The following is a 25,627-nucleotide window of genomic DNA, read 5'->3' on the forward strand; positions in this document are numbered from 1 at the left end:
GAACTGCTCAGTTCACTCCACGGGCTGGGCGTAGTGCAGATCCACTGTGCCCGAGTAGCCGGGAAGAGTCACCGTCCCGTCCTGCGTCACTTTCCAGCCGAGACCGTAGACGTTCACGTAGACCATGTAGTTCTGGATCGCGGCGGAGTCGGACAGCGCCCTGTTCAGCTTGTCCGGGTCCCCGATCGCCGTGATCTTGTACGGCGGTGAGTAGACCCGGCCCTGCAGGATCAGCGTGTTGCCGACGCAGCGCACCGCGCTGGTGGAGATCAGCCGCTGGTCCATGACCTTGATCCCCTTGGCGCCGCCCTGCCACAGGGCGTTCACCACGGCCTGCAGGTCCTGCTGGTGGATGACCAGGTAGTCCGGCTGCGGCTCGGGATAGCCGGGGAGCTTGGCGGTGGCGTTCGGCGGGGCGTCGTTGAGGGTGACGGTGATCGCCGTGCCCTTGAGCTTCTGCGTGCCGGCGCTCTTCTCCAGGGCCGACAGCTTCTCGTCCTGCGCCTTGCTGCTGCCGTCGTCCCGTTCGGCGAGCGACTCGACGTCACCGCGCAGGGAGGCGTTGGAGTCGTCCAGTTCCTTGTTCTTCCGGCTGCGCTCCTGGATGAGGTCCGAAAGCTTCAGCAAGGACGTGTCCGTCCGGATATTGGTGCCCTTGGCCGTATTGAAACTGGTGAAGAAAATGAGACCCGCGAGGGCGAAGACCGCCACCGTGAGCACCCGCACCGGCAGGAAGCGGCGGCTCGGGGCAGCACTGGATCCGGTCTGGGGGGAGTCGGCAGAATTGCTCAACGTACCCTTATCTCCTTCGGCACCGCGGAAGCACTACGCTAACGGACGCCCGGGGGAGCGCTAAGAGTCCCCTTGTACGCTGCTCCGGAGCCAGCCACAGTTCCCTGCGCGGCCACGCAGCGCATCGACAGGAGAGACCCTCGTGCCGAAGTCACGTATCCGCAAGAAGGCCGACTACACGCCGCCCGCGGCGAAGCAGGCGACCGCCATCAAGCTGACCAACCGCGCCTGGGTGGCGCCGGTAATGCTGGCCATGTTCGTCATCGGGCTCGCCTGGATCGTCGTCTTCTACGTGACCGACGGTTCACTGCCCATCGACGCACTGGACAACTGGAACATCGTGGTCGGCTTCGGCTTCATTGCCGCCGGATTCGGCGTCTCCACCCAGTGGAAGTAGCTCTACCCAGGGGTATGCGCTGAGTTATCCACAGCCAGAGAAATATCCACAGGAGCCCTGGGGATAAAGAACGACGATCTGTGGATAACCAGTCCGCCATTGACGCCGGTACGACTGTCGCACCCCTCGTCGCAAGCTTGTTCGCCCCCTGCCTGACCTGCGGGAACACCGCTCAGTGACAGGGGGCACAGCTGTTCCCGCGCATCATGCACAAGATTCGCCACACGCTGTGGACAACCGCGTACGTCAGGTGAGCTGAGCCGTCCTGAGCAGGGTGACGACCACCACGGCGGCCAGCACGAGCGCGCTCGTTCCGTACTGCACGAGGGCGCGGCGCTCGCGCGGCGCGTGGACCATCGCGTAGCCCGTGACGACGCCGGCGACCAGGCCGCCGATGTGGGCCTGCCAGGAGATGCCGCCCCAGCCGAAGGTGATGACCAGGTTGATGGCCAGCAGGGCGATGATCGGCCGCATGTCGTAGTTGAGCCGGCGCATCAGCACGGCGGTGGCGCCGAAGAGACCGAAGACGGCACCGGAGGCGCCGAGCGTGGCGGTGCTCGGGGAGGCCAGGAGATAGGCCAGGGCGCTGCCCGACAGTCCGGAGACGAAGTAGACGGTCAGATAGCGGGCACGGCCGAGGGCGGCTTCGAGTGGGCCTCCCAGCCACCACAGGCTCAGCATGTTGAAGGCGACGTGCCAGATCTCCTGGTGCGTGAACATCGTGGTGACCATGCGGTACCACTCACCGCCCGCGACGCCCTGGGTGGGTGAGTAGGGGGCCGGTGGCCAGGCGCCGATGAGGACCAGGTCGTTCAGCAGCGAAGGCCGCACGTGCACCGCGATGAACACGGCGACGTTTATGCCGATGAGGATCTTGGTGCACAGCCGCGGGTCGGCCGTGACGGTGCCGCCGGCCACGGTGCGGGGCCGGGAGGCGGCCGGCGCGTGGCCCGTACCGGAGTCGCCGCGGGCGCATTCGGGGCACTGGAAGCCCACGGACGCGTTGACCATGCACTCGGGGCAGATGGGGCGCTCGCAGCGGGTGCAGCGGATGCCGGTCTCGCGGTCCGGGTGGCGGTAGCAGCCGGGCACGCTCTGGGCGTCCTGCGAGCGGCCTGCCGCGTGTTCCATGACATCCCCTAGGTCGTCGTCCGGGTGCCGGGCACGAATGCACCGCCCCGCCCATCTTTACGGATGAGCGGGGCGTTTGGTTCCTGCCGTGCGGGGACTCGCCTCGTGGGGGAGTCGTCCCTCGCGGTCTCAGCCCTCGCGGGTCTCGACGACGACGGACTCGATGACGACGTCGTTCACCGGACGGTCGGTGCGCGGGTTGGTCTGCGCGGTGGCGATGGCGTCCACGACCTTCTGGCTCGCCGCGTCGGTGATCTCACCGAAGATGCTGTGCTTGCGGTTCAACCACGTCGTGGGCGCGACGGTGATGAAGAACTGCGAGCCGTTGGTGCCCGGACCGGCGTTGGCCATGGCCAGCAGGTAGGGCTTGTTGAAGGAGAGGTCCGGGTGGAACTCGTCCTCGAACTGGTAACCGGGACCGCCGGTGCCGTTGCCCAGGGGGTCGCCGCCCTGGATCATGAAACCGCTGATCACCCGATGGAAGACCGTACCGTCGTAGAGCCGGTCCGTGGACTTGGCGCCCGTGGCGGGGTTGACCCACTCACGCTCGCCCTGGGCGAGCTCGACGAAGTTCCGGACCGTCTTGGGGGCGTGGTTCGGCAGGAGCCGGACTTCGATGTCGCCGTGGTTGGTCTTCAGGGTGGCGTAAAGCTGCTCGGCCACGATCTGCCTTCCGTTGTCTTCCTGTGACCCCCCGATCCTCGCACGGTACGCGCGCCGCGTCGCCCGGCACCTGCTTCTCGGCGCAGATCCGGGGTATCCGGTTGCGGAAAGCCGGCCCCGTACCCCCGGGTACCGAAGCGCTGCGCGGCGATCCGTGGCATTGTCGACGACAAGCTCTCGTTGCCCCGTATTCATCCTCATGACCCGGATGCCCGCCCTCGCATGCCTGGTGATTCGTTGGCAGGCATGATCCGTAAAAGGGTGGAAAGTCGAATTACCGTACGCCACCGAGGAGGAGGAACCCGTGACCCGCATCGACAGCGTGCGCGCCGCGACCGGTTCGGCGAAGGACAGCGTGCTGCACGCCGCGGAAGTGGTGGCGCCCTACGCCGAGACGGCCAAGGACAGGACCGCGCACTACGCACAGGAGGCCCGCGTACGGCTCACGCCCGTGGTGACGCAGGCCGCCGATCAGGCCCGCGTCCAGTACGGCGCCCATGTCGCCCCGCGCATCGAACAGGCCCGTACGTATGTGCCGCCGAAGGTCGACCAGGCCGCCCATGAGGCCGCCGCCCGTACACGCAAGGCGGCCCGGCAGGCCGCCGACTACTCCCGCCCGAAGATCGAGCAGGCAGTGGCCGCGGCCGGGCCCGTCAGGGACGAGGCCACAGCTCGTGGTGTCGCCGCACTGGCGGCGCTGCGCGGCCAGATCTCGCCGAAGGAGATCCAGAAGCTGGTCCGCAAGCACGAGCGGCGGGCACGGGCCGGTCGGGCCGCGCGCGTGCTGCTGGTGCTCGGCGCCGTCGCGGGCGGTGCCTTCGCCGCCTGGAAGTGGTGGGACAAGCAGGCCAACCCCGACTGGCTGGTGGAGCCGCCGGCGGCGACGGAGGTTCCGGAGTCGAGCCGGCTGACGTCGGTGGACGGCAGCGGCCAGTCGGTGCTGGATCCTGAGGTACAGGCCAAGGAGGCCGAGGAAGAGGCCGCTCGGCACGACGAGGGAGACTGACGCCCTTCGGCGCCAACAACGCCGTGGGGCGGGAGACTTGCGAGTCTCCCGCCCCACGGCGTTGTTTCACGTGGAACATCGCCTGCACGTCGGCCGTTCGCGGTGACGTTTGCAACGGCCCCCGCCCGGGAGCGCCCCACGCGACCTGCGCGGCGATCCCGCGGGCCGGGTCCGCCTGTGGTGTTTGCGCAAATCGGGCCGACGGCCAGGGACCTGCGCCCGTGACGCACGTCACGCCCGTGGGCCGTCCGGGTGGCTGGACCCGCGCGGCAGGGCCGCCGGGTCGCGTCAGGGAGCGGAGGCCGGGAGCGGGGCGAGTGCCGCGGCCGGACCGCGAGGGGTCACCGGCGCCCGGGTGGCCGTTGCCGAACCTGGCGATCGCCCGCCGCGCTCCGTGTCCCGCCGAGTGGAGACACGCGTCCTCGCCCGGCCGTGCGGCCGACGGCACGAAAAACCCCTCCGCCCGCGTCGTGCCAGGTCGGAGGGGTTGAGGAGTGGAGCCTAGGGGAGTCGAACCCCTGACATCTGCCATGCAAAGACAGCGCTCTACCAACTGAGCTAAGGCCCCGTGAGCGAGACGCCCTGCCGGAAGAACCACATACCGGCGGCGCCGGAGACCAGAGTACCGGGTCACCCCCGGGATCTCGCAAAAAGATTGGGGGTCCCCGCGGGCGACCACGCTCCGTAAGATGCTCGGCGTGGTTCGCTACAGCGAACCACAGTACTTGGGGAAGCGATGGGGAGACGCAATGGACGCCGCACAGCAGGAAGCGACCGCGAGAGCGCGGGAACTGCAGCGGAACTGGTACGGGGAGCCTTTGGGGGCGCTCTTCCGTAAGCTCATAGAAGATCTTGGTCTCAACCAGGCTCGTCTGGCGGGGGTACTCGGTCTGTCCGCTCCGATGCTGTCGCAGCTGATGAGCGGTCAGCGCGCGAAGATCGGCAATCCGGCGGTCGTTCAGCGGGTGCAGCTGCTGCAGGACCTGGCGGGGCAGGTCGCGGACGGCAGTGTCAGCGCCGCGGAGGCCACCGAGCGCATGGAGGAGATCAAGAAGTCCCAGGGGGGATCAGTGCTCAGCAACACCACGACCACGACCAGCAGTTCGGGTGCGCCGACGGTCAAGCGGGTGGTCCGTGAGATCCAGTCGCTGCTGCGTTCCGTGGCCGCCGCGGGCGACATCATCGACGCCGCGGACACGCTCGCCGCGACCCACCCCGAACTGGCGGAGTTCCTGCGCGTGTACGGCGCCGGCCGCACCTCGGACGCGGTCGCGCACTACCAGTCCCACCAGAACTGAGCCGGCGGTCCGGTCCGCCGAAGGGGGTTCGGCGGACCGGGCCACGGACGAGGCAGTTGCCGATGTTCGATGCCGAGGAGTTCCGGATCAGGGGGGCGCGAGGGGGAGTCGTATCGCTCATCGAGGGGGAAGCAAGGGGGGTAGCCGCAGGGGGAGGAGCGACGCACAGCCATGGGTGAGGTCTTCGCCGGCCGGTACGAACTGGTCGACCCGATCGGGCGCGGAGGGGTCGGCGCCGTCTGGCGCGCCTGGGACCACCGCCGACGCCGCTACGTGGCCGCCAAGGTGCTGCAGCAGCGCGACGCGCACTCGCTGCTGCGTTTCGTGCGCGAGCAGGCTCTGCGGATCGACCACCCTCATGTGCTGGCGCCCGCCAGTTGGGCCGCCGACGACGACAAGGTCCTGTTCACCATGGATCTGGTCGGGGGCGGCTCACTGGTCCATCTGATCGGCGACTACGGGCCCCTGCCGCCGGCGTTCGTCTGCACGCTGCTCGACCAGTTGCTGTCGGGGCTGGCCGCGGTGCACGCGGAGGACGTCGTACACCGTGACATCAAGCCGGCCAACGTGCTGCTGGAGGCGACCGGCACGGGCCGCCCGCATCTGAGGCTGTCCGACTTCGGCATCGCCATGCGGATGGGCGAGCCGCGGCTGACGGAGACCAACCTCGTGGTGGGCACGCCCGGTTATCTGGCCCCCGAGCAGATGCTGGGCGCCGAACCGGACTTTCCGGCGGACCTGTTCGCGGTGGGCCTGGTCGCGCTGTATCTGCTGGAGGGCGCCAAACCCGACACCAAGGCACTGGTGGAGTACTTCGCGGCGCACGGGACGCCCAGCGCGCCCAAGGGCATTCCAGAGCCGCTGTGGCAGGTCGTGGCCTCGCTGCTGCAGCCCGATCCGCAGGCGCGGTTCCGCACTGCCACGGGTGCGCGCAAGGCGCTCGCCGCGGCCGCGGAGCTCCTGCCGGAGCCGGGCCCGGACGACGAGTTGATCGAGATATTCGACCAACTCGGCCCCCTGCCGCCCGGATTCGCCGCCGACGGGCCCCTCGTACGGGCGCCGGGGGTCGGGGCGAGGCCGGGAGCGACCTTCGCCACCGGAGAGGTGAGGAAAGAGCCGGCGTCCTGGCCGGACGACCAGGACGCGTCGTCCGAGCCGCCCGGGTCGGGGGCGGGCGCGAAGACGGGTACGGGCTCGGCGTCGGTGTCGCCGGACGAGAACGCGCCGCGCTCGGGGACGGCGTCGCCCGTGGGGCGTGCGCCGGGGACGGGGTCCAGGCCCACGGGCTCACGACCGGACACCGACCCTCGGCTGAGTACCGGGCCCCGGCCGGAGGCCCACACCCCCGCTCCACCGCCGAGCATGTCGGACACCGGCAGCTTTCACCTGCCGCCTCCACAGGACACCGGCTCCTCCCCGCGGACTCCCGCTCCGCCGGCGCGGCCCCCAGAGCCACCTCCGTACGCCGAGCACCGGTCCCCCGCCCCGCAGGCCGCACCCGTCCCGCCGCCGGTCCGCTTCTCCCCCAACGACCCCACATACGTCCTGTCCGCTCCCCGGCCGGCGCCCCCGGCGCCGCGTCAGCGCGCCGACGCCTCCACGGCGTCGTACACCGCCGAGGTCCCGCGGATTCCCCGTCCCGCGCCAGAGGTCTCCGGCGGGGCCGGGCGCCGGGACCGTCGTGCCGGCCACCGCGCACGCCGACCGGGCCCGCCCGCGAAAGTGGTGTTGCCGCTGCTGCTGCTGGCGCTGGCCTGTTACGCCGTGGGGTTCTGGGCCCTGGCCCGCATCTGAACCGCGGCCCGCCGCCGGGCCGTCAGCGTCCACACGCCGAGGACCACCAGCAGCACGGTCCCCGTCCCGATCCCGCCCACGGCGACGGCCCGCATGGCGGTGTCGCCGTTCCCGGTCCCGAGATCCGCGCCGCCCGCCGCCCGCTCCTGCGGGCTGACCTGGAAGAGGTTCCGCGGGACGGACTGTCCCGCGTAGCCGGGGCCGTCCTGCGCCGCACCCTTGATCCGTACGCGCAGGGTCAGCCCGAAGGGCCCGTCGCCGAAGTCGTCGGCGACCGCGGCGGAGAGGTGCACGGCGAGGAAGTACGATCCCGCGAACCGCATGCCCTTGACCCGGGGGATCCCGGTGTAGCGGTTGCGGTAGTCGACCGGTGGCACCGGGGCGAGAGCGGCCGCCCGGCGACTGCCGTCGTACCCCCTGTCGGTGTCCTCGACGGCGGCACGCACCGGGTTGTAGAGGGTCAGGTCCAGGGCGTCGGCCGTATAGCCGCGGGCGTCGCCGTCGGCGCCGTCCAGTTCGGCCGTGGCGGACAGCTGCTGTCCCCAGTCGACGGGGACCCGGTAGAAGAGGGTCTGCCCGGGCGAGAGCCCGGTGCGCCATACGCCCTGGCCCAAGGAGGCCGCCCGGGCGAATCCCGGGCCGCCAGGACGGGACCGGGCCGCGCCGGTGGGGGGAGCGGGTGTGGCGGAGTCCCAGGACCGGGCGGCGGTCGCCTCCCCGGTCTGCCGCAGGCCCGGCTCGGTCGCGGCGGTCAGCTCCAGGTCCCAGTCGCCACCCGGGGAGGCGGCGGTGCCGACGCGCTCGACGACGACGTAGTACGTACCGCCGTCCGTGCACAGCGGGGTGCGCGGCGAGGTCGTGCGCGCGCCCGACGCGGTGATGGGGTGCGGGCTGCCGGACGCGCCGAAGCGGGCGGTCTGGGTGGAACAGGAGTGGCCGTCGGCCGTCCGCACCGACACCTTGAGGCCGTCGCTCAGCGAGAGCTTGTCGTCCGTGCGCGGGACGGCGGTGGCGGAGACGTAGGCGTTGGTGTCGGCGTCGAGTTCGAGGCGGTAGTAGCGCGTCGTGGCCCGGGGGAGGGAGCTGCGGTAACTCGCGCCGGGCTGGAGGGTCTCCGCCTCCCCGGGCTGCTTCGCGCCCACGATCGGCCTGGCGTCCGGGGCGAAGCCGTACGAGGAGGACGGCGAGGAGGACGAGGCCTCGGACGCGAAAGCCGATGTGCCGACCGCCGATGTGCACAGCACCGCTGCCACGGCCGCCGTACGCCACCCCATGTCGCGCCACCCCTCGTCGTCACGGCCCTCCAAGGCGGGACCGTCGCCCATCCTGCCCCGCGGGGGCGCACGTCACCCGCGCATTGCGTACGAGCGTCCGAAACGCCCGTCTCCAGGGGGCTCCCCTAACCCCACGAACGACTTCCGGCAACACAAAACCCCGACCGTCGGACGGCCGGGGTCTGCTCAGAATCGGATGTCGGTGCTCAGGAACCCGTGGGCACGGAGTCAGTCGCCTCCGTCCACAGGTCCTGCTCGGCGCGATCCGCCTGGATCTGGCGGTACACGAGGAGCCCGCCGATGGCGGCCAGTGCGACCAGGAGAAGCTTCTTCACCGCGCGACCTCGTCTTTCCTTGACGTAGGGGACCTCTGGCGCCCGACTATACACACCGACCGATATCGATCGGTGACCTGTGTGCGCCCCCCAACTTCCCTCCGGGGGAACGCAGTAGAACCGGAGCCGACCGCTCCTATCTGAGGGTGATCACACCCGCACGGATGGTCACTTGGTCCCCACTTGCACATTCTCCTCCACTTTTCTGGTTCCTTGCACCCATTCGTGTGGTGTTCATCTGAAGATCGACGCGCCACGGGCGTCGGTCCACCACTTCGCGGGCCCCATACACATCATGAGGAAAGTACGCAAATCGCCCAACCCGAAAGTGAGGGACCATGGCCCGCAATCAGGTCATGAAGCTGTGGACCGCCTTCGTCACCGCCTTCCTCGCGCTGTGCACGGCGCTCGGACTCGTCACGACCACCGCCGGCGCGGCCGTAGCGCGGACCGAGGCGACCGGCAACTCCACCACCGGTACCGGCACCGGCACCGGCACCGGCACCGGCGTCATGGGGCACCACGTGACGATGCCGACGACGTCGCACCAGTGGTCCTGGTCCCACGCCGCCGCCCTGCCTCCCACGATGAAGCAGCGCATCGGCGCCGAGGCCCACGGCAAGTCCCCCAGCTGCCGCCACCGCGCGGTCGAGGAGACGGACGCGACCACGCAGGAGGGATCGGCCGAGCCGGTCGCCGCCGCCGCGTGCGCGTGACCCGGCGGACGCGACGCAACACCTGAGACGTCTCGCAGCACCTGCGGTACCCGAAAACCTGAAGCACACGCAGAACCAGCGACACCCGCAAGACCCGCAAGACCGAAGCACCAGCAGCACCAGCAGCACCAGCAGCACTCAAAGACTTGAAGCACCCAAAGACTTGAAGCACCCGAAAGCCCCGAAGCGCCCCACGTGCCGAGGCAGCCGATCATGCACTTCACCGCACCGCCGACGCCCACACCCTCGCCCCCGCCAGGACTTCCGTCCGGGACGGACCCGCTAGCGCGCGGCCGCCGCCAGCGTCAGCCAGTGGGCCACCCTGCGTACGGTCGTCTCGTCGAGCCGCTCGGCGAGGGCCTCGACGGCACCGAAGTCGTCCGGGCCGAGGTCGTGCAGACCCGCCTTGCCGAGGCCCGCCACGAGCACCTGCCGACGCCGGCCGTCCATGCGTTCCGTGAGCCTGCTGGACCGCTCCGGGCCGCTGGAAGAGGCCTCGGCCGCCGGCACCGGCGCCGTGGCCGCCGTAGCGGCGAAGGCGTCGAACCGCGCCCACGCTCCCGCTTCAGGGCCCCACAGGGCGACCTCCAGGTCGCCCCCACGCGCGCGTACCGTGTGCGCCATCTCCGCGAGCGCGTACCGCACGGGTGAGCGATGCGGGGACTCCGCGCACACGGCCCAGGCGTCGGACGACGGCCGGTAGACCATCGCGACCCAGCGGGGAGTTCCTGACGGCTGCGGACTCTGGGGACGTGTCGGCACTGCGCTCACCCCTTCGGAAGCTGCACGGCAGGGGGGACCATAACTGACGATCCGTCAGATGACCAGTGCGCGCCTCCGTACTCTTCACGCCCCGCTTCACGCCCTGCGCGAGACCCGCGTCGTTCGGCTCCGGTCCCTCCCCTCGTGGGGACCGGCGCCGAACGCTGCGGGCAGCCTCCTCACGCGCCGCGATGACGCGGAAGGAGGAAGGACCGGATCCGTGGTCGGCGTGGGAGCTGCCCAGCCGGGGACTCTCTCCACGGATCTGTCGGGCCCGGACGGGCGCGCGCTGCGCCGATGACCGGCGCGAACGAAGCGTGACGGGCGCGTTACAGCGCACGATCCTGCCAGTTGTGGCTTGAACCGAGGAGATTCCGGTCTGGTTCCGGACCCTTAATCCGCAGGTCAGGCGTATAAGGTGAGTTTTCCGGTCCGGATGTTCAACGGCGGGGGAAGTAAGGAGTGGAGGCCTTGCGTTCCGAGTCAGGGGCACGCACAGCCTTCGCGGAGCGCCTCGCGCTGCTCTACAAGGAGGCCGGCAACCCGCCCCTCGCGCGCGTGGCCGAGGCCGTCGTACAGCTGCAGCGGATCGACGAGCGGGGTCGGCCCGTACGGGTCTCCGCGCAGCGGATCAGCGACTGGCGGCGGGCGAAGAACGTACCGGCGCAGTTCGCCGCCCTCGCCGCGGTGCTGCACATCCTGATCCCACAGGCGCGGCGCGCGCGGCCCACGCCGGTGTCCGCCGGTCTGTACGACATGGCGCAGTGGCAGCGGCTGTGGGAGCGCGCCGTGGCCGATCCGGCCGGCGAGCGCCCCGCGGCCGCGGAGGCGGAGGAGGCCCCGCCGGCCGAGGGCGGGGTGTGTCCGTACCGCGGGCTGGCCTCCTACCGCCAGGAGGACGCCCGCTGGTTCTTCGGCCGGGAGCGCAGCACCCGAGCCCTGGTCGAGCAGTTGCGCGCCACGGAGAAGAGCGGCGGCCTGGTGATGCTGGTCGGCGCCTCGGGCGCGGGGAAGTCCTCCCTGCTGAACGCCGGCCTGGTCAACGCGGTCCGCGGCGGCGCACTGAGCGACGAGGACGACCCGCAGCCCGTGCTGCAGCTGGTGCCCGGTGCCGATCCGCTCGCCGAGCTGACCCGCCGGATCCCCGAGCTCGCCGAGGCCGTCGCCTCCGGCGCCCAGCCGGACGCGGTACGGGCGGCCGTCGCGGCGTGGGCACGACGGCAGGCGCCTTCCACGGGCCGCCCGGTGCTGATCGTGGACCAGTTCGAGGAGACCTTCACCCTCTGCGCCGACGAGACGACCGGGCGTACGTTCGTGCGGGTCCTGCATGCCGCGTGTTCGCCCTCCGGCCCGGGCGCCCTCGCCCCGGTGCTGGTCGTCCTCGGCATCCGTGCCGACTTCTACGAGCAGTGCCTCGCCCACCCCGAACTCGCCGACGCGCTCCAGCACCGGCACATGGTGCTCGGCCCGCTGACCGCCACCGAGCTGCGCGAGGCGGTGACCGGCCCCGCCAAAGCCGTGGGTCTGGAACTCGAACCCGGTCTCGCGGAGCTGATCGTGCGGGAGGTGAGCGCCGACGGACCCCGCGGAGTCCACGACGCCGGCGCGCTGCCGCTGCTGTCGCACGCCCTGCTCGCCACCTGGCAGCGGCGCAAGGCAGGCCGGCTGACGGTCGCGGGCTATCGCGCCGCGGGCGGCATCCAGGGGGCGGTGGCGGCGACCGCGGAGCGCGCCTGGTCGGGCCTGGACCCGGCGGCGCGTACGGCGGCCCGGGTGCTGCTGCTGCGGCTCGTGCGGCTCGGCGAGGACACCCAGGCGACCCGCAGGCGCGGCACCCGCAGGCAGCTGGCCCAGGAGTCGGCGGACCCGGACAAGACGGAGGAGTCCCTCGAGGCGCTGGTGCGCGCGCGGCTGGTGACGCTGGACGCGGAGACCGTGGAGATCACCCACGAGGCGCTGCTGCACGCCTGGCCGCGGCTGCGCGAGTGGATCGACGAGGACCGCGGGGACCATCTGCTGCGCCAGCGGCTGGAGGAGGACGGCCAGGCCTGGGAGGAGTCGGGCCGCGACTCCTCCCTGCTGTACCGGGGGTCGAGGCTGGGACAGGCCCACAGCTGGGCGAAGTCGGCCGGTGACACGTTCCTCACCCGCGGCGCGGTGGAGTTCCTGGCCGCCTCGGTCCGGCTGCGCCGACGCATGGTCTGGATCGGCCGCGGCGCGGTCGCTGCCCTGGTCGCGCTGGCGGTGGTGGCCGCCGGAGCGGCCGTGATCGCGTGGCAGCAGCGCGACGACGCCGTGTTCGAGCAGGTGCTCGCGGAGGCGGACCGGGTGCAGTACACGGACCCCTCGCTGTCGGCCCAGCTCGACCTGGTCGCCCACCGGCTGCGCTCGGACGACGCCGGCACCAACAGCAGGCTGATATCGATCGTCAACGCCCCCCTGGCCACCCCTCTCCTCGGCCACACGGGCGCGGTCTACCTGACGACGTTCAGCCCGGACGGCCGTCTGCTCGCCACCGCCAGCGGCGACCGGACGGTGCGGCTGTGGGACGTGGCGGACCGCACCCGCCCCAAGGCGCTGGGCACGCCCCTGACCGGCCACACCAGCTGGGTCAGCAGCGCCGTCTTCAGCCCCGACGGCCGCACCCTGGCCAGCGCCTCGGACGACGGCACGGTCCGGCTGTACGACATCCGCGACCCGCGCCACCCCAAGCCGCTCGGCACGCCCCTGACCGGCCACGACGGCACGATCTACCTGATCTCCTTCAGCCCGGACGGCCGCACCCTGGCCACGGCGAACGAGGACCACACCGTCCGTCTGTGGAACATGACCGGGGACCGGCCCCGCTCACTGACCACGCTGACCGGCCACTCCGCCGCCGTGCGCTCCCTCGCCTTCAGTCCCGACGGCCGCACCGTCGCCGCCGGGGGCGACGACGACACGGTCATGCTCTGGAACGTGAGCGACCGGCACCGTCCGAAGCGGACCGGCCCGGCCCTGACCGGGCACACCGGTACCGTGCACTCGGTGGCGTTCAGCCCCGACGGTCACACCCTCGCCAGCGGCAGCGTCGACGACACCGTACGGCTGTGGGACGTGACCGACCCGGCGCGGGCCAGGCCCCTCGGCTCCCCGCTGACCGGCCACACCGGTCCCGTCTGGTCGGTGGCCTTCAACCACGACGGCACGATGCTCGCCGCGGGCAGCGCCGACAGCACGGCCAGCCTGTGGAACGTCAGCGACCCGGCGTACCCCTCCCAGGTCGGCGAGCCGCTGGCGGGCAGCAGCGGCGAGATGTACGCCCTGGGCTTCAGTCCCGACGGCAGGACCCTCGCCACCGGCAGCGGCGACAGCAAGGTCCGCCTGTGGTCGATACCGACCTCGGACCTGATCGGCCACCGGGGCACCTTCCGGCCGGACGGCAAGGTCCTGGCCACGGCCGGGAGCGACGGACGTATCCGCATGTGGGACGTGCGCAGAACCGCCCGGCCCGCACTGCTGGGCAAACCGTTCATGGCCGCGGACGGCAGCGACCGCTCACCGGCCTTCTCCCCCGACGGCCGCATCCTCGCCGTACTGACGGGCAACCGCACGGTGGCCCTGTGGAACGTCCGCGACCCGGCCCGTTCGGCCCCCGCCGGGCCCGACATCCGCCTGAAGACCCGGTTCATGGGCCCGAAGGCCATCGTCTTCAGTCCCGACGGCCGCATTCTGGCGACGCCCTACGAGGACCGCACGATCCAGCTGTGGGACATCGCCGACCCGTTTCACGTGAAACCACTCGGCAAGCCGATCTCCGGTCCCAAGGGGTTCATCGACTCCCTCGCCTTCACCCCGGACGGCCGCACGCTCGCCGGCGGCAGTGAGGACGGCGCCGTACGGCTGTGGGACGTGACCCGACCGGCCGGCGCCAAGCTGCTGGGCAAGCCGCTCAGGGGCCACCTCGGCCCGGTCAACGCACTCGCCTACAGTCCCGACGGCCGTACGCTCGCCAGCGGCAGCGACGACGACACGGTCCGCCTGTGGGACGTCACCGACCCCCGCGGCGCGCATGCCGCCGGTTCCCCGCTCACCGGCCACTCCGAGGCGGTCGTCTCGCTGACCTACAGCCGGGACGGCAGCACCCTGGCCAGCGGCGGCAACGACAGCACGGTCCGCCTGTGGAACGTCGGCGACCCGTCCGACGCCGTCCCCATCGGCCAGTCGATGAGCCCCAACGCCAAGACGGGCAACTTCCTCGCCTTCAGCCCCTCCACGCACATGCTCGGCGTCTCCAGCGGCTCCGACACGATCCGCCTGTGGAACCTCGACGTCGACGTGGCCATCCATCGCATCTGCTCGACCACCAGGGGCGTACTGACACCCCAGAAGTGGCACGAGTACCTGCCGCGGCTCTCCTACGACCCTCCGTGCGGAACGTCGTGATCCGGATCACAACTCTCGGTTCCGGCCGAACAGTTGGCTCCCGCCGGGCAACCGGCCTTGTTACCCTTGGCCATAGCCCGACCGCTGGTGCATCCCCCGTCGCCAGCGGTCGGGTCTTTTCATGTGCGCTCAGGCGTTCTCGGGGCGCAGTTGGCCGAGGATGCAGAACTCGTTGCCCTCGGGGTCGGCCATGACGATCCACGACTGGTCGCCCTGGCCGATGTCGACGCGCTTCGCGCCGAGGGCCTCCAGGCGCGCCACCTCGGCCGCCTGGTCGTCGGGCCTGAAGTCGAGGTGCAGCCGGCTCTTGGACTGCTTGGCCTCCGCGAGCCGGACGAAGTCCAGACCCGGCACGCGGTCCGGCGCCGGGCGGATCTCGAACTCGTCATCGGAGGAGTGGACGACGACCCAACCGAGGGCATCGGCCCACCACTGCCCCAGCGCAGCCGGGTCCGCCGAGTGAACGATTACCTGTTCCCATTGCAAGGTCATTCGCAGAGTCTATGCACACATGATCACAACGCTGAAGGCCCCCGATCCATCCGGACCGGGGGCCTTCACGCTGGTGGGGCTAACAGGATTTGAACCTGTGGCCTCATCCTTATCAGGGATGCGCTCTAACCAACTGAGCTATAGCCCCGCCGCGCTCTGCGGTGTGTGTCCCGCGCGCTGACTCCTGAAGATTAGCGCACGACGTGGGCAGTCCCAAAATCGATAGCCGTCAGGGCTCACTCGTCCTCGGCGAGCGTCAGCTCGATGCCCCCGACGAAGCCCGCGGAGAGGTTGTAGATGAACGCGCCGAGGGTCGCCAGCGCCGTCGCGAGGACGACATCGATGACCGCGATGATCGAGGCGAACATCAGCACGTGCGGCAGCGACAGGAACGACTGCAGGTCGAAGCCGTTCGACTCGTTGGAGCCGGTCGCCTCCGAGATGGTGCCGCCCACCGACGAGAAGACGCCCATCGCGTCCATGACCATCCACAGCACCGCCGACGCCACGACCGTGCAGATGCCCAGCGCGATCGAGAGCAGGAAGCTCATCTTCATCACCGACCACGGGTCGGCCTTCGCCACCCGCAGGCGTGCCTTGCGGATACGGGGAGTGGTGCGCGCGCCGGTACGGGGGCGGCGCATGGCGCCGGTCGACGTGCGCTCCGGCCCCGCGGCAGCCGGGTAGGCCTGCGGCGGGTGGTAGGGCCCGGCGGGCTGCTGCGGTCCGCGCTCACCGGGGAGCGGGGAGGCCGCCTGCTGCTGCGGGGCGGCCTGCGCCGAGGACTGCGGCTGCGCGGTGGTCCGGTCGCCCTGCGTCGGCGGGGCCGCCCCGGCAGGCTGCTGCGTCTGCGGACCTCGGGTGTCCGTCACGGTTCCCCCTTGGGCTCCCTGGGAGTCGGACGAGGGCGGACTGGTCGGGCCCGCCTCGACCTTGCGAAGTTGGGTCGTGTGCGGATCCGCCGCACGCGCGGCGGAGCCACGGCCGCCGCCGTCCGCATCCGTACCCGTCGAGGTACCGGGCGATCCGGCGCCCGTGGCTCCGCTCACGATGACTCACTCCTCGTCCTACTCGGCCGAGGGCGACTCACCCTCGTCCGTGCCGGTGGTCGCGGCACCTTCGGCGGTCTCGTCCACGGTGTCGTCACCGTCGACCTCCTCCGCCTCGCGCCCCGCCTCGGCGTTACGTGCGATGCCGACCACGGCATCGCGCTTGCCCAGGTTGATCAGTTGGACACCCATGGTGTCACGGCCCGTCTCCCTGACCTCGTTGACTCGCGTACGAATCACACCACCCGACAGCGTGATGGCGAGGATCTCGTCGGTCTCCTCGACCACCAGCGCGCCGACCAGCGAACCGCGGTCCTCCACGATCTTGGCGGCCTTGATACCAAGGCCTCCGCGACCCTGGACGCGGTAGTCGTCGACTGCGGTCCGCTTCGCGTACCCGCCGTCTGTGGCAGTGAACACGAACGTACCGGGTCGAACAACATTCATCGACAGAAGTTCATCGCCCTCGCGGAAACTCATGCCCTTGACACCGGAGGTGGCCCGGCCCATGGGACGCAGAGCGTCGTCCGTGGCGGTGAACCTGATCGACTGTGCCTTCTTGCTGATCAGAAGCAAATCGTCCTCGGCCGATACAAGTTCCGCTCCGATCAGTTCGTCATCGGAACCGTCCTCCATCTCACGGAGGTTGATCGCGATGACGCCGCCGGAACGAGGCGAATCGTAATCCTTCAGAGGCGTCTTCTTCACCAGACCCCCCTTGGTCGCCAGGACCAGGTAGGGCGCCGCCTCGTAGTCGCGGATCGCGAGGATCTCGGCGATCGCCTCGTCCGGCTGGAACGCGAGCAGGTTCGCGACGTGCTGGCCCCGCGCGTCACGGCCGGCGTCGGGAAGCTCGTAGGCCTTCGCCCGGTACACCCGGCCCTTGTTGGTGAAGAACAGCAGCCAGTGGTGGGTGGTGGAGACGAAGAAGTGGTCGACGATGTCGTCTTCCTTCAGCTTCGCGCCGCGCACGCCCTTGCCGCCGCGCTTCTGCGCCCGGTAGTCGTCCGTCTTGGTGCGCTTGACGTAACCGCCGCGGGTGACGGTGACGACGATGTCCTCCTCGGCGATGAGGTCCTCGATGGACATGTCGCCGTCGAAGGGCACCAGCATCGTCTTGCGGTCGTCGCCGTACTTCTCGACGATCGCGGCGAGTTCCTCGCTGACGATGCCGCGCTGGCGGACCGGGGAGGCGAGGATCTGGTTGTACTCGTTGATCTTCGCCTGGAGTTCGTCGTGCTCCTGGACGATCTTCTGCCGCTCCAGGGCCGCGAGCCGGCGCAGCTGCATCTCGAGGATGGCGTTCGCCTGGATCTCGTCGATCTCCAGGAGCTGCATCAGGCCCCCGCGCGCGATCTCGACGGTGTCGCTGCGCCGGATCAGCGCGATGACCTCGTCGATGGCGTCCAGGGCCTTCAGCAGGCCGCGCAGGATGTGCGCCCGCTCCTCGGCCTTGCGCAGCCGGAAGCGCGTACGGCGGACGATGACCTCGATCTGGTGCGTCACCCAGTGGCGGATGAACGCGTCCAGGGACAGCGTGCGCGGAACGCCGTCGACCAGCGCCAGCATGTTGGCGCCGAAGTTCGACTGCAGATCCGTGTGCTTGTAGAGGTTGTTGAGGACGACCTTGGCGACCGCGTCCCGCTTGAGCACGATGACCAGACGCTGGCCGGTGCGCGAGGACGTCTCGTCGCGGACGTCGGCGATGCCGCCGATCTTGCCGTCCTTCACCAGGTCGGCGATCTTCTGCGCGAGGTTGTCCGGGTTGGTCTGGTACGGCAGCTCCGTGACCACCAGGCACTGGCGGTTCTGGATCTCCTCGACCTCGACGACCGCGCGCATGGTGATCGAGCCGCGGCCCGTGCGGTAGGCCTCCTCGATGCCCTTGCGGCCGACGACGAGCGCGCCGGTCGGGAAGTCGGGGCCCTTGATGCGCTCCATGAGCGCGTCCAGCAGCTCCTCGTGCGAGGCTTCCGGGTTCTCCAGGTACCACTGGGCGCCGGCCGCGACCTCGCGCAGGTTGTGCGGCGGGATGTTGGTCGCCATGCCGACCGCGATACCGGCCGAGCCGTTGATCAGCAGGTTCGGGAAGCGGGCCGGCAGGACGGTCGGCTCCTGGGAGCGGCCGTCGTAGTTGTCCGTGAAGTCGACGGTCTCCTCGTCGATGTCACGGACCATCTCCATCGACAGCGGCGCCATCTTGCACTCGGTGTAGCGCATGGCCGCCGCCGGGTCGTTGCCCGGAGAGCCGAAGTTGCCGTTGGAGTCCACCAGCGGCATCCGCATCGACCACGGCTGGGCGAGACGGACCAGCGCGTCGTAGATCGAACTGTCGCCGTGCGGGTGGTAGTTGCCCATGACGTCGCCGACCACGCGCGCGCACTTGTAGAAGCCGCGCTCGGGGCGGTAGCCGCCGTCGTACATCGCGTACAGGACGCGGCGGTGGACGGGCTTGAGACCGTCCCGGACGTCGGGCAGCGCACGGGACACGATGACGGACATCGCGTAGTCCAGGTACGAGCGCTGCATCTCCGTCTCGAGCCCGACGGGCTCGACACGCATCGCGAGGTCGCCGCCCTCTTCAGGGGTGACGGGAGTGTTCTCGTCGGCCATTGCTGGTGAAGATCCTTCCTGGTGCGGTCAGCTGAGACCGACTCAGATGTCGAGGAAGCGGACGTCCTTGGCGTTGCGCTGGATGAACTGGCGCCGGGCCTCGACGTCCTCGCCCATGAGGACCGAGAACAGGTCGTCGGCCTGGGCGGCGTCGTCGAGGGTGACCTGACCGAGGACGCGGTGCTCCTGGTCCATGGTCGTGATGCGCAGTTCCTCGGCGTTCATCTCGCCGAGACCCTTGAAGCGCTGGATGGAGTCCTCGCGGACGCGCTTGCCGCGCTGGCGGCCCATCTCGATCAGCGCGTCGCGCTCACGGTCGGAGTACGCGTACTCCACGTCGTCCCGGCCCCACTTGATCTTGTACAGCGGCGGACGCGACAGGTACACGTGCCCGGCCTCGACCAGCGGCCGCATGAAGCGGAACAGGAAGGTCAGCAGAAGGGTGCTGATGTGCTGGCCGTCGACGTCGGCGTCCGCCATCAGGATGATCTTGTGATAGCGGAGCTTCTCGATGTCGAAGTCCTCGTGCACACCCGTGCCGAAGGCCGAGATCAGCGCCTGGATCTCCTGGTTCTGCAGGATCTTGTCGATCCGCGCCTTCTCCACGTTGAGGATCTTGCCTCGGATCGGGAGGATCGCCTGGTACTGCGGGTTGCGGCCGGACTTGGCCGAACCGCCGGCGGAGTCACCCTCGACGATGAAGATCTCGCACTTGGTCGGGTCGTTGGACTGGCAGTCCGACAGCTTGCCCGGCAGGGACGCCGACTCCAGCAGGCCCTTGCGGCGGGTGAGGTCGCGCGCCTTGCGGGCCGCCACGCGCGCGGTGGCCGCCTGGATGCCCTTGCGGACGATGTCCGCCGCCTCGTTCGGGTTGCGGTCCAGCCAGTCCTGGAGGTGCTCGTAGACCGCCTTCTGCACGAAGGTCTTCGCCTCCGTGTTGCCCAGCTTGGTCTTCGTCTGGCCCTCGAACTGAGGCTCGCTCAGCTTCACCGAGATGATCGCGGTCAGACCCTCGCGGATGTCGTCGCCCGTGAGGTTGTCGTCCTTCTCCCGCAGCAGCTTCTTGTCGCGCGCGTACTTGTTGATCAGGTTCGTCAGCGCGGCGCGGAAGCCCTCTTCGTGCGTACCGCCCTCGTGCGTGTGGATGATGTTGGCGAAGGAGTACACGCCCTCGCTGTAGCCGCTGTTCCACTGCATGGCGACCTCGAGGGACAGGCTCTTGTCCTTGTCCTCCGCCTCCAGGTCGATGACGGTGGGGTGCACCACCTCTCCCTTGCGGGAGTTGAGGTACTTCACGAAGTCGACGATGCCGCCCTCGTAGTGGTACGTGACGGTCTTGACCTCGTCCTTGACGTCCGCGCCGGCCTCGTCCGCCCCGGTGGTCGCCTTCGCCGACTCGCGCTCGTCCGTGAGTTTGATCGTCAAACCCTTGTTGAGGAACGCCATCTCCTGGAAGCGCCGCGAGAGCGTCTCGAAGGAGTACTCGGTGGTCTCGAAGATGTCGCCGTCGGCCCAGAAGGTGACCGACGTGCCGGTCTCCTCGATCGCCTCGTGCTTGGCGAGCGGGGCGGTCGGGACGCCCATCTTGTAGTCCTGGGTCCAGCGGTGGCCGTCGGTCCTGACCTCGACGGAGACCTTCGACGACAGGGCGTTGACGACGGAGACGCCCACGCCGTGCAGACCGCCGGAGACCGCGTAGCCGCCGCCGCCGAACTTGCCGCCCGCGTGCAGCACCGTCAGCACGACCTCGACGGCCGGCTTGCCCTCGGAGGGCACGATGCCGACAGGGATGCCTCGACCGTTGTCGACGACGCGGACGCCGCCGTCGGCCAGGATCGTCACGTCGATGGTGTCCGCGTAACCCGCCAGTGCCTCGTCGACCGAGTTGTCGACGACCTCGTACACGAGGTGGTGCAGTCCTCGCTCACCGGTCGAGCCGATGTACATGCCGGGGCGCTTGCGGACCGCGTCCAGGCCTTCGAGGACGGTGATGGCGCTGGCGTCGTACGAGGCGGTGACCTCGCCGTTCGACGAAGTCACCGCGACGTTCTCGCCGGCGTCGGTGGACGGGATGTTCTCGTTGGGGTTGCCGGAATCGGCCACGAAGCGCCCTTTCTGGCACAGCACGAGCCGGGCTCGTCGGCAGGTTGCCGGAGCGGCTGCGGCATGTTGCGTTGGTAAGCCTTGATCAGCGTTGCTCAGCTTTTCCCGGGCGTCCCCACGACTGGGGCGGGATTGGCTTCCAGTCTACCGGTAGCGCCGACAGTGATGGGGGTTTGCCGGTACCTGAGTCCGCATGTGCCGCCCTCAACCGGTCTTCTCCGGGTCCCCATATACGGAGCGGGGCTCCAAGAGGCTCACAGAGGCATTCAGCGCTTCTGACTGTCAACCCTTGGCTACTTGGGAGTCAGGTCCCGATTCGCGCCCCCGCGCGGGCGCACGAAGGCACGGCCGACCGCTGTGCGATCGGACCGCCCACAGCCTGTGGATGTGAGGTCTGTCACCCGTACGTATCGCCGGGTCCGGTGCTGCCGGGGGCGCGCAGGGGGCCGTAGCGACGGGCGGGACCGCCGGGGCCCTGCACCTTGATCACCCGCACCCGGTCGTGCCCGAGATCCTCGTTGAGACGCGCCACCAAAGTCGGCGCGAGCAACCGCAGATTCGTCGCCCAGGCCGTGGAGTCGCACCGCACGAGAAGCACCCGCTCGTCCTCGTCGTACTTCTCCGGCACACAGTGCTTGGCCACGTCCTCGCCGACGATCTGCGGCCAACGCCCCATCACCCCGCCCACCGCGGCCGGCGCCTCCCACCCGCGCTCGGTGATCAGACGGTTGATCGCGGCACCGAACGCCATCGGGTCGCGCCCGTCGGCCCGGGCACCGGAGCGCAGCCCGCCGCGCCGCGCCTGCTTCTTCTGCTGCGCGGCGTCCCCACGCGCGCGTGCGGCCTCCTTGGCCGCGCGCAACGCCACGCGCGCGAGGTCGACGCCACTGGGTTCGGCTGGCTTCTCGGGCGTGGGCTCCTGGTTCGTCATACGCGCTCCACCGTCCCCTCCGACACCGCGTACCGCGTCCCGGTCAGTACGTGCGGTACGTCGTCGTCCACCGCGGCCGTCACCAGCACCTGCTCGCCGGGTGCGACCAGTTCCGCCAGCCGCTCCCGGCGGCGCGTGTCCAACTCGGCGAAGACGTCGTCCAGGACCAGCACCGGCTCGTTGCCCTCCGCCCGCAGCAGGTCGTAGGAGGCCAGCCGCAGCGACAGCGCGTACGACCAGGACTCGCCGTGGGACGCGTACCCCTTGGCGGGCAACTGACCCAGTTTCAGCAGCAGATCGTCCCGGTGCGGTCCCACGAGGGTGACGCCCCGCTCGATCTCGCCCTTGCGCGCCTCCGCGAGCGCCGCCATCAACTGCTCGTAGAGATCCTCCCGGGTATGCGCCTCACCGGGGGCCGACGGCTTGTAGTCGAGGGCGACCGGCCCGCCGCCGGGGGCCAGTTGCTCGTACGCCTTGTCGGCCAGCGGCTGGATCGCGGCGATCAGGTCCAGGCGCTGCGCGAGCAACTCCGCGCCCACGCGCGCCAGATGCTGGTCCCACACGTCGAGCGTGGACAGGTCCATGGAGCGGCCGCCGTGGCGCCGGGCCAGCGCGGCGCTCTTGAGCAGGGTGTTGCGCTGCTTGAGGACCCGTTCGTAGTCGGAGCGCACGCCGGCCATGCGCGGGGAGCGGGCGGTGATCAGGTCGTCGAGGAAGCGGCGCCGCTCGCCGGGGTCGCCCTTGACCAGGGCCAGATCCTCCGGCGCGAACAGCACGGTCCGCACGATGCCCAGCACGTCACGCGGCTTGACCTGCGAGGACCTGTTGATGCGGGCCCGGTTGGCCTTGCCTGGGTTCAGCTCCAGCTCGACCAGCTGCTGCCGCTCGCCCTGTCTGACCTGCGCCCGGATGACGGCGCGGTCGGCGCCCATGCGCACCAGGGGGGCGTCGGAGGCGACGCGGTGGCTGCCGAGGGTGGCGAGGTAGCCGACGGCCTCGACGAGGTTGGTCTTGCCCTGGCCGTTCGGGCCGACGAAGGCGGTGACGCCCGGGTCGAGCGGGACCTCGACCCGGGCGTACGAGCGGAAGTCGGCCAGCGACAGATGCGTGACGTGCATGGTCGGTCGCCGACCTCCCCCAGGTTGTGGACTGTTCTCGACAGCCCTGTGGATTACTTCTTCTCGACCGCGTGGCCGCCGAACTGGTTGCGCAGCGCCGCGATCATCTTCATCTGCGGAGAGTCCTCCTGGCGCGACGCGAACCGCGCGAAGAGGGAGGCCGTGATCGCCGGGAGCGGCACGGCGTTGTCGATGGCGGCTTCCACAGTCCAGCGTCCCTCACCGGAGTCCTGTGCAAAACCCTTCAGCCTGTCCAGGTGCTCGTCCTCGTCGAGGGCGTTCACCGCCAGGTCCAGCAGCCAGGAGCGGATGACCGTGCCCTCCTGCCAGGAGCGGAAGACCTCGCGCACGTCCGTGACCGAGTCGACCTTCTCCAGCAGCTCCCAGCCCTCGGCGTAGGCCTGCATCATCGCGTACTCGATGCCGTTGTGGACCATCTTCGCGAAGTGGCCCGCACCGACCTTGCCGGCGTGCACCGCGCCGAACTTCCCCTCGGGCTTGAGGGCGTCGAAGACCGGCTGCACCTTGGCGACGTTCTCCGCGTCGCCGCCGTACATCAGCGCGTAGCCGTTCTCCAGGCCCCAGACGCCGCCGGAGACGCCGCAGTCGACGAAGCCGATGCCCTTGGCCGCGAGTTCCTCGGCGTGCTTCTCGTCGTCCGTCCAGCGGGAGTTGCCGCCGTCCACGACGACGTCGCCCGGCTGCAGCAGCTCGGCCAGTTCGTCGATCGTCGACTGGGTGGGCCCACCGGCCGGGACCATCACCCAGACCACACGCGGCGCCGCGAGGCTCTCCACAAGCTCTTTGAGGCTGTGGACGTCCGCGAGGTCCGGGTTGCGGTCGAATCCGACGACGGTGTGGCCCGCGCGGCGGATCCGCTCGCGCATGTTGCCGCCCATCTTGCCGAGGCCGACGAGACCGAGCTCCATCAGAGTTGTTCCTTAGGTCGCTGTGTGGCGTGTGAGGCACGTTCGTACCTGTGTCCGAAGCCTAAACCCGGACGCTCGCGCACACCTGTGGGCATACGCGCTCATACGCACACCCCCACCTGCGGCTTCTCCCCAGATGGACGTCGGGTTGTCCACGCCCTGTGGACAACCCGACGGACGTTCGGCCGCGTCAGCCGCTCAGCCGCACCGGCATGATCAGGTACTTGTAGGCCTCGTCCGCCTCGGCGTCCAGAGCCGGCTTGCCGCTCAGCAGCGCGGGCTTCGTCGACGTCGTGAACGACAGCTGGGCCACCGGGGAGTCGATCGCGCTCAGGCCGTCCAGCAGGAACGTCGGGTTGAAGGCGATCGAGATGTCGTCGCCCTCCAGCTGCGCGTCGACCCTTTCCACAGCCTGTGCGTCGTCGCTGGAGCCGGCCTCCAGGATGAGCACGCCCTGCTCGAAGCTCAGCCGCACCGGGGTGTTGCGCTCGGCCACCAGGGCCACACGCTTGACGGCCTCCACGAAGGGGGCGGTCTCGATCACGGCGACGGAGTTGAACTCGGTCGGGAACAGGGTGCGGTACTTCGGGAGGTCGCCCTCCAGCAGGCGCGTGGTGGTGCGCCGGCCCGCGCCCTCGAAACCGATCAGGCCCTCGCCCGCGCCCGAACCGGACAGCGCCAACGTCACGCTGTCGCCACTGGTCAGCGCCTTGGCGGTGTCCAGAAGGGTCTTGGCGGGCACCAGGGCGACCGCGGACGCCTCCGGGTTCTCAGGCTTCCACAGGAACTCGCGGACCGCGAAGCGGTAGCGGTCGGTGGAGGCCAGCGTGACCGTGTCGCCCTCGATCTCGATGCGGACACCGGTCAGCACGGGCAGCGTGTCGTCACGGCCGGCGGCGATGGCCACCTGGGAGGCGGCCGAGGCGAAGACCTCGCCGGGCACCGTGCCCGTCGCGTTCGGCATCTGCGGCAGGGCCGGGTACTCCTCCACAGGCAGGGTGTGGAGTGTGAACCGCGAGGAGCCGCAGACCACCGTCGCCCGTACACCGTCTGTGGAGATCTCCACCGGACGGTTGGGCAGCGCGCGGCAGATGTCGGCGAGCAGCCGGCCGGAGACGAGGACCGTGCCCTCCTCCTCGACCTCCGCCTCCACCGACACACGCGCGGAAACCTCGTAGTCGAAGCTGGACAGGCTCAGAGCCCCGTCCTCGGCCTTCAGCAGGAGGCCGGCGAGGACAGGCGCCGGCGGACGGGCCGGAAGGCTGCGTGCCGCCCAGGCCACGGCCTCCGCGAGTACGTCGCGTTCCACCCGGATCTTCACTGTTGCCGCCTCCTGCTGTTGCCGGCGCTTCTCGGCCTGCGTGGCTTCGTCGTCTGTCTCGGTGCTCGTCCCGGTGTAGTGGGCCCCCTGTGAGGGGAAGGACACCGGGGAACAGTCTGACGCACGGCACTGACAGTAGGTGCCTCTCGGGGTCAAGTCGTGACGAGGGGCAGCCGGGAGCCGGACAGCGAGTTGTGCACAGGGCCCTCTTCGAAACGAACTTCTCGCTCTCTCTAGTTGGGAGTAGTAGTAGGGCCTGTGGAAACCGTGGATAACCCTGTTTTCCCAGCTCAGATGCGAGATTTTGTCCACCGGCCCTGTGGGCGAAGACGGTGGACAACTCCGGGGTTCTGTGGAGAACGGAAAGTTCTGCACACCCCGTGCACAGCCTGAGGCGACTTCTCCCCAGCGTCGTCCCCAGCTTTACCCACCTTTCCCACAGCCCAACCCGGCACCTTCGTGTGACGGCTTTCACTCG

At 70.0% G+C, this 25,627-nt stretch carries 20 protein-coding genes and 2 tRNA genes; 6 read left to right on the top strand and 16 right to left on the bottom strand.

What is annotated here, in order from left to right; genetic code table 11:
- Positions 1 to 12: 12 nt before the first annotated feature.
- Positions 13 to 792 (bottom strand): DUF881 domain-containing protein, encoded by a 780-nt coding sequence (locus ACQF4J_RS23300; RefSeq protein ID WP_427166756.1) that lies wholly within the window; start codon positions 790 to 792, stop codon positions 13 to 15.
- Positions 793 to 934: 142 nt separating this feature from the next.
- On the opposite strand from ACQF4J_RS23300, the gene crgA reads away from it, so the two are divergent.
- Positions 935 to 1,189, top strand: coding sequence for a cell division protein CrgA (gene crgA, locus ACQF4J_RS23305; protein ID WP_351569462.1), 255 nt, complete (start codon positions 935 to 937; stop codon positions 1,187 to 1,189).
- 246 nt (positions 1,190 to 1,435) lie between these two features.
- On the opposite strand, the gene ACQF4J_RS23310 is transcribed toward crgA, so the two are convergent.
- Both ACQF4J_RS23310 and ACQF4J_RS23315 read right to left on the bottom strand, forming a co-directional pair.
- Positions 1,436 to 2,320 (bottom strand): rhomboid family intramembrane serine protease, encoded by an 885-nt coding sequence (locus ACQF4J_RS23310; RefSeq protein WP_427166757.1) that lies wholly within the window; start codon positions 2,318 to 2,320, stop codon positions 1,436 to 1,438.
- 129 nt (positions 2,321 to 2,449) lie between these two features.
- Entirely contained in the window at positions 2,450 to 2,983 is a 534-nt protein-coding gene (locus ACQF4J_RS23315) for a peptidylprolyl isomerase (RefSeq protein WP_351569468.1), read from the bottom strand.
- A gap of 304 nt (positions 2,984 to 3,287) precedes the next feature.
- Between ACQF4J_RS23315 and ACQF4J_RS23320 the strand changes: the two genes are divergently transcribed.
- A complete protein-coding gene (locus ACQF4J_RS23320; RefSeq protein ID WP_351569470.1) occupies positions 3,288 to 3,989 on the top strand; it encodes a DUF5324 family protein in 702 nt (233 codons plus the stop codon).
- Between the two features lie 495 nt (positions 3,990 to 4,484).
- Here ACQF4J_RS23320 and ACQF4J_RS23325 read toward each other — a convergent pair.
- Positions 4,485 to 4,557 (bottom strand) — tRNA-Ala (locus tag ACQF4J_RS23325).
- Between the two features lie 181 nt (positions 4,558 to 4,738).
- Between ACQF4J_RS23325 and ACQF4J_RS23330 the strand changes: the two genes are divergently transcribed.
- Together ACQF4J_RS23330 and ACQF4J_RS23335 are read left to right on the top strand one after the other, a co-directional pair.
- Entirely contained in the window at positions 4,739 to 5,287 is a 549-nt protein-coding gene (locus tag ACQF4J_RS23330) for a helix-turn-helix domain-containing protein (protein WP_351582601.1), read from the top strand.
- Positions 5,288 to 5,458: 171 nt separating this feature from the next.
- Entirely contained in the window at positions 5,459 to 7,081 is a 1,623-nt protein-coding gene (locus ACQF4J_RS23335; protein ID WP_427166758.1) for a protein kinase domain-containing protein, read from the top strand.
- Here the strand turns inward: ACQF4J_RS23335 and ACQF4J_RS23340 are convergent.
- On the bottom strand, positions 7,045 to 8,388 hold the full coding sequence (locus ACQF4J_RS23340; protein WP_427166759.1) for a hypothetical protein: 1,344 nt from the start codon (positions 8,386 to 8,388) through the stop codon (positions 7,045 to 7,047). The genes ACQF4J_RS23335 and ACQF4J_RS23340 overlap by 37 nt on opposite strands.
- A 173-nt stretch (positions 8,389 to 8,561) precedes the next feature.
- A complete protein-coding gene (locus ACQF4J_RS23345; protein ID WP_003999697.1) occupies positions 8,562 to 8,690 on the bottom strand; it encodes a DLW-39 family protein in 129 nt (42 codons plus the stop codon).
- Between the two features lie 338 nt (positions 8,691 to 9,028).
- Here ACQF4J_RS23345 and ACQF4J_RS23350 point away from each other — a divergent pair, with 338 nt between their 5' ends.
- Positions 9,029 to 9,406 carry a DUF6344 domain-containing protein gene (locus ACQF4J_RS23350; RefSeq protein ID WP_427166760.1) on the top strand — a complete coding sequence of 126 codons (378 nt, stop codon included), beginning with the start codon at positions 9,029 to 9,031 and terminating at the stop codon, positions 9,404 to 9,406.
- A gap of 282 nt (positions 9,407 to 9,688) precedes the next feature.
- Here ACQF4J_RS23350 and ACQF4J_RS23355 read toward each other — a convergent pair whose 3' ends face one another.
- Complete coding sequence (locus tag ACQF4J_RS23355) at positions 9,689 to 10,168, bottom strand: hypothetical protein (protein ID WP_427166761.1); 480 nt, start codon at positions 10,166 to 10,168, stop codon at positions 9,689 to 9,691.
- A 462-nt stretch (positions 10,169 to 10,630) separates the two neighbouring features.
- Between ACQF4J_RS23355 and ACQF4J_RS23360 the strand changes: the two genes are divergently transcribed.
- A complete protein-coding gene (locus tag ACQF4J_RS23360; RefSeq protein ID WP_427166762.1) occupies positions 10,631 to 14,593 on the top strand; it encodes an AAA family ATPase in 3,963 nt (1,320 codons plus the stop codon).
- Positions 14,594 to 14,722: 129 nt separating this feature from the next.
- Here ACQF4J_RS23360 and ACQF4J_RS23365 read toward each other — a convergent pair whose 3' ends face one another.
- From ACQF4J_RS23365 to dnaN, 9 genes are all read right to left on the bottom strand, one after another.
- Entirely contained in the window at positions 14,723 to 15,085 is a 363-nt protein-coding gene (locus ACQF4J_RS23365) for a VOC family protein (RefSeq protein ID WP_351582613.1), read from the bottom strand.
- Positions 15,086 to 15,156: 71 nt separating this feature from the next.
- Positions 15,157 to 15,233 (bottom strand) — tRNA-Ile (locus tag ACQF4J_RS23370).
- Between the two features lie 88 nt (positions 15,234 to 15,321).
- The gene (locus ACQF4J_RS23375) at positions 15,322 to 16,134 is read right to left on the bottom strand and encodes a DUF3566 domain-containing protein (RefSeq protein WP_351582615.1); all 813 of its coding nucleotides are present in this window, start codon (positions 16,132 to 16,134) and stop codon (positions 15,322 to 15,324) included.
- A gap of 18 nt (positions 16,135 to 16,152) precedes the next feature.
- Positions 16,153 to 18,747 carry a DNA gyrase subunit A gene (gyrA, locus tag ACQF4J_RS23380; RefSeq protein WP_351582618.1) on the bottom strand — a complete coding sequence of 865 codons (2,595 nt, stop codon included), beginning with the start codon at positions 18,745 to 18,747 and terminating at the stop codon, positions 16,153 to 16,155.
- A gap of 42 nt (positions 18,748 to 18,789) precedes the next feature.
- Positions 18,790 to 20,850 carry a DNA topoisomerase (ATP-hydrolyzing) subunit B gene (gyrB, locus tag ACQF4J_RS23385; protein ID WP_351582620.1) on the bottom strand — a complete coding sequence of 687 codons (2,061 nt, stop codon included), beginning with the start codon at positions 20,848 to 20,850 and terminating at the stop codon, positions 18,790 to 18,792.
- A 397-nt stretch (positions 20,851 to 21,247) separates the two neighbouring features.
- Complete coding sequence (locus ACQF4J_RS23390; protein ID WP_351582622.1) at positions 21,248 to 21,781, bottom strand: DUF721 domain-containing protein; 534 nt, start codon at positions 21,779 to 21,781, stop codon at positions 21,248 to 21,250.
- Entirely contained in the window at positions 21,778 to 22,899 is a 1,122-nt protein-coding gene (gene recF, locus ACQF4J_RS23395) for a DNA replication/repair protein RecF (protein ID WP_351582624.1), read from the bottom strand. Before recF ends, ACQF4J_RS23390 begins: the two co-directional genes overlap by 4 nt.
- Positions 22,900 to 22,952: 53 nt before the next feature.
- Positions 22,953 to 23,828, bottom strand: coding sequence for a phosphogluconate dehydrogenase (NAD(+)-dependent, decarboxylating) (gnd, locus tag ACQF4J_RS23400; protein ID WP_351582626.1), 876 nt, complete (start codon positions 23,826 to 23,828; stop codon positions 22,953 to 22,955).
- 190 nt (positions 23,829 to 24,018) lie between these two features.
- Positions 24,019 to 25,149 carry a DNA polymerase III subunit beta gene (gene dnaN, locus ACQF4J_RS23405; RefSeq protein WP_058924298.1) on the bottom strand — a complete coding sequence of 377 codons (1,131 nt, stop codon included), beginning with the start codon at positions 25,147 to 25,149 and terminating at the stop codon, positions 24,019 to 24,021.
- Between the last annotated feature and the right edge of the window lie 478 nt (positions 25,150 to 25,627).

The sequence above is a fragment of the Streptomyces sp. C1-1 genome, assembly GCF_050214755.1.
Lineage (GTDB): Bacteria > Actinomycetota > Actinomycetes > Streptomycetales > Streptomycetaceae > Streptomyces.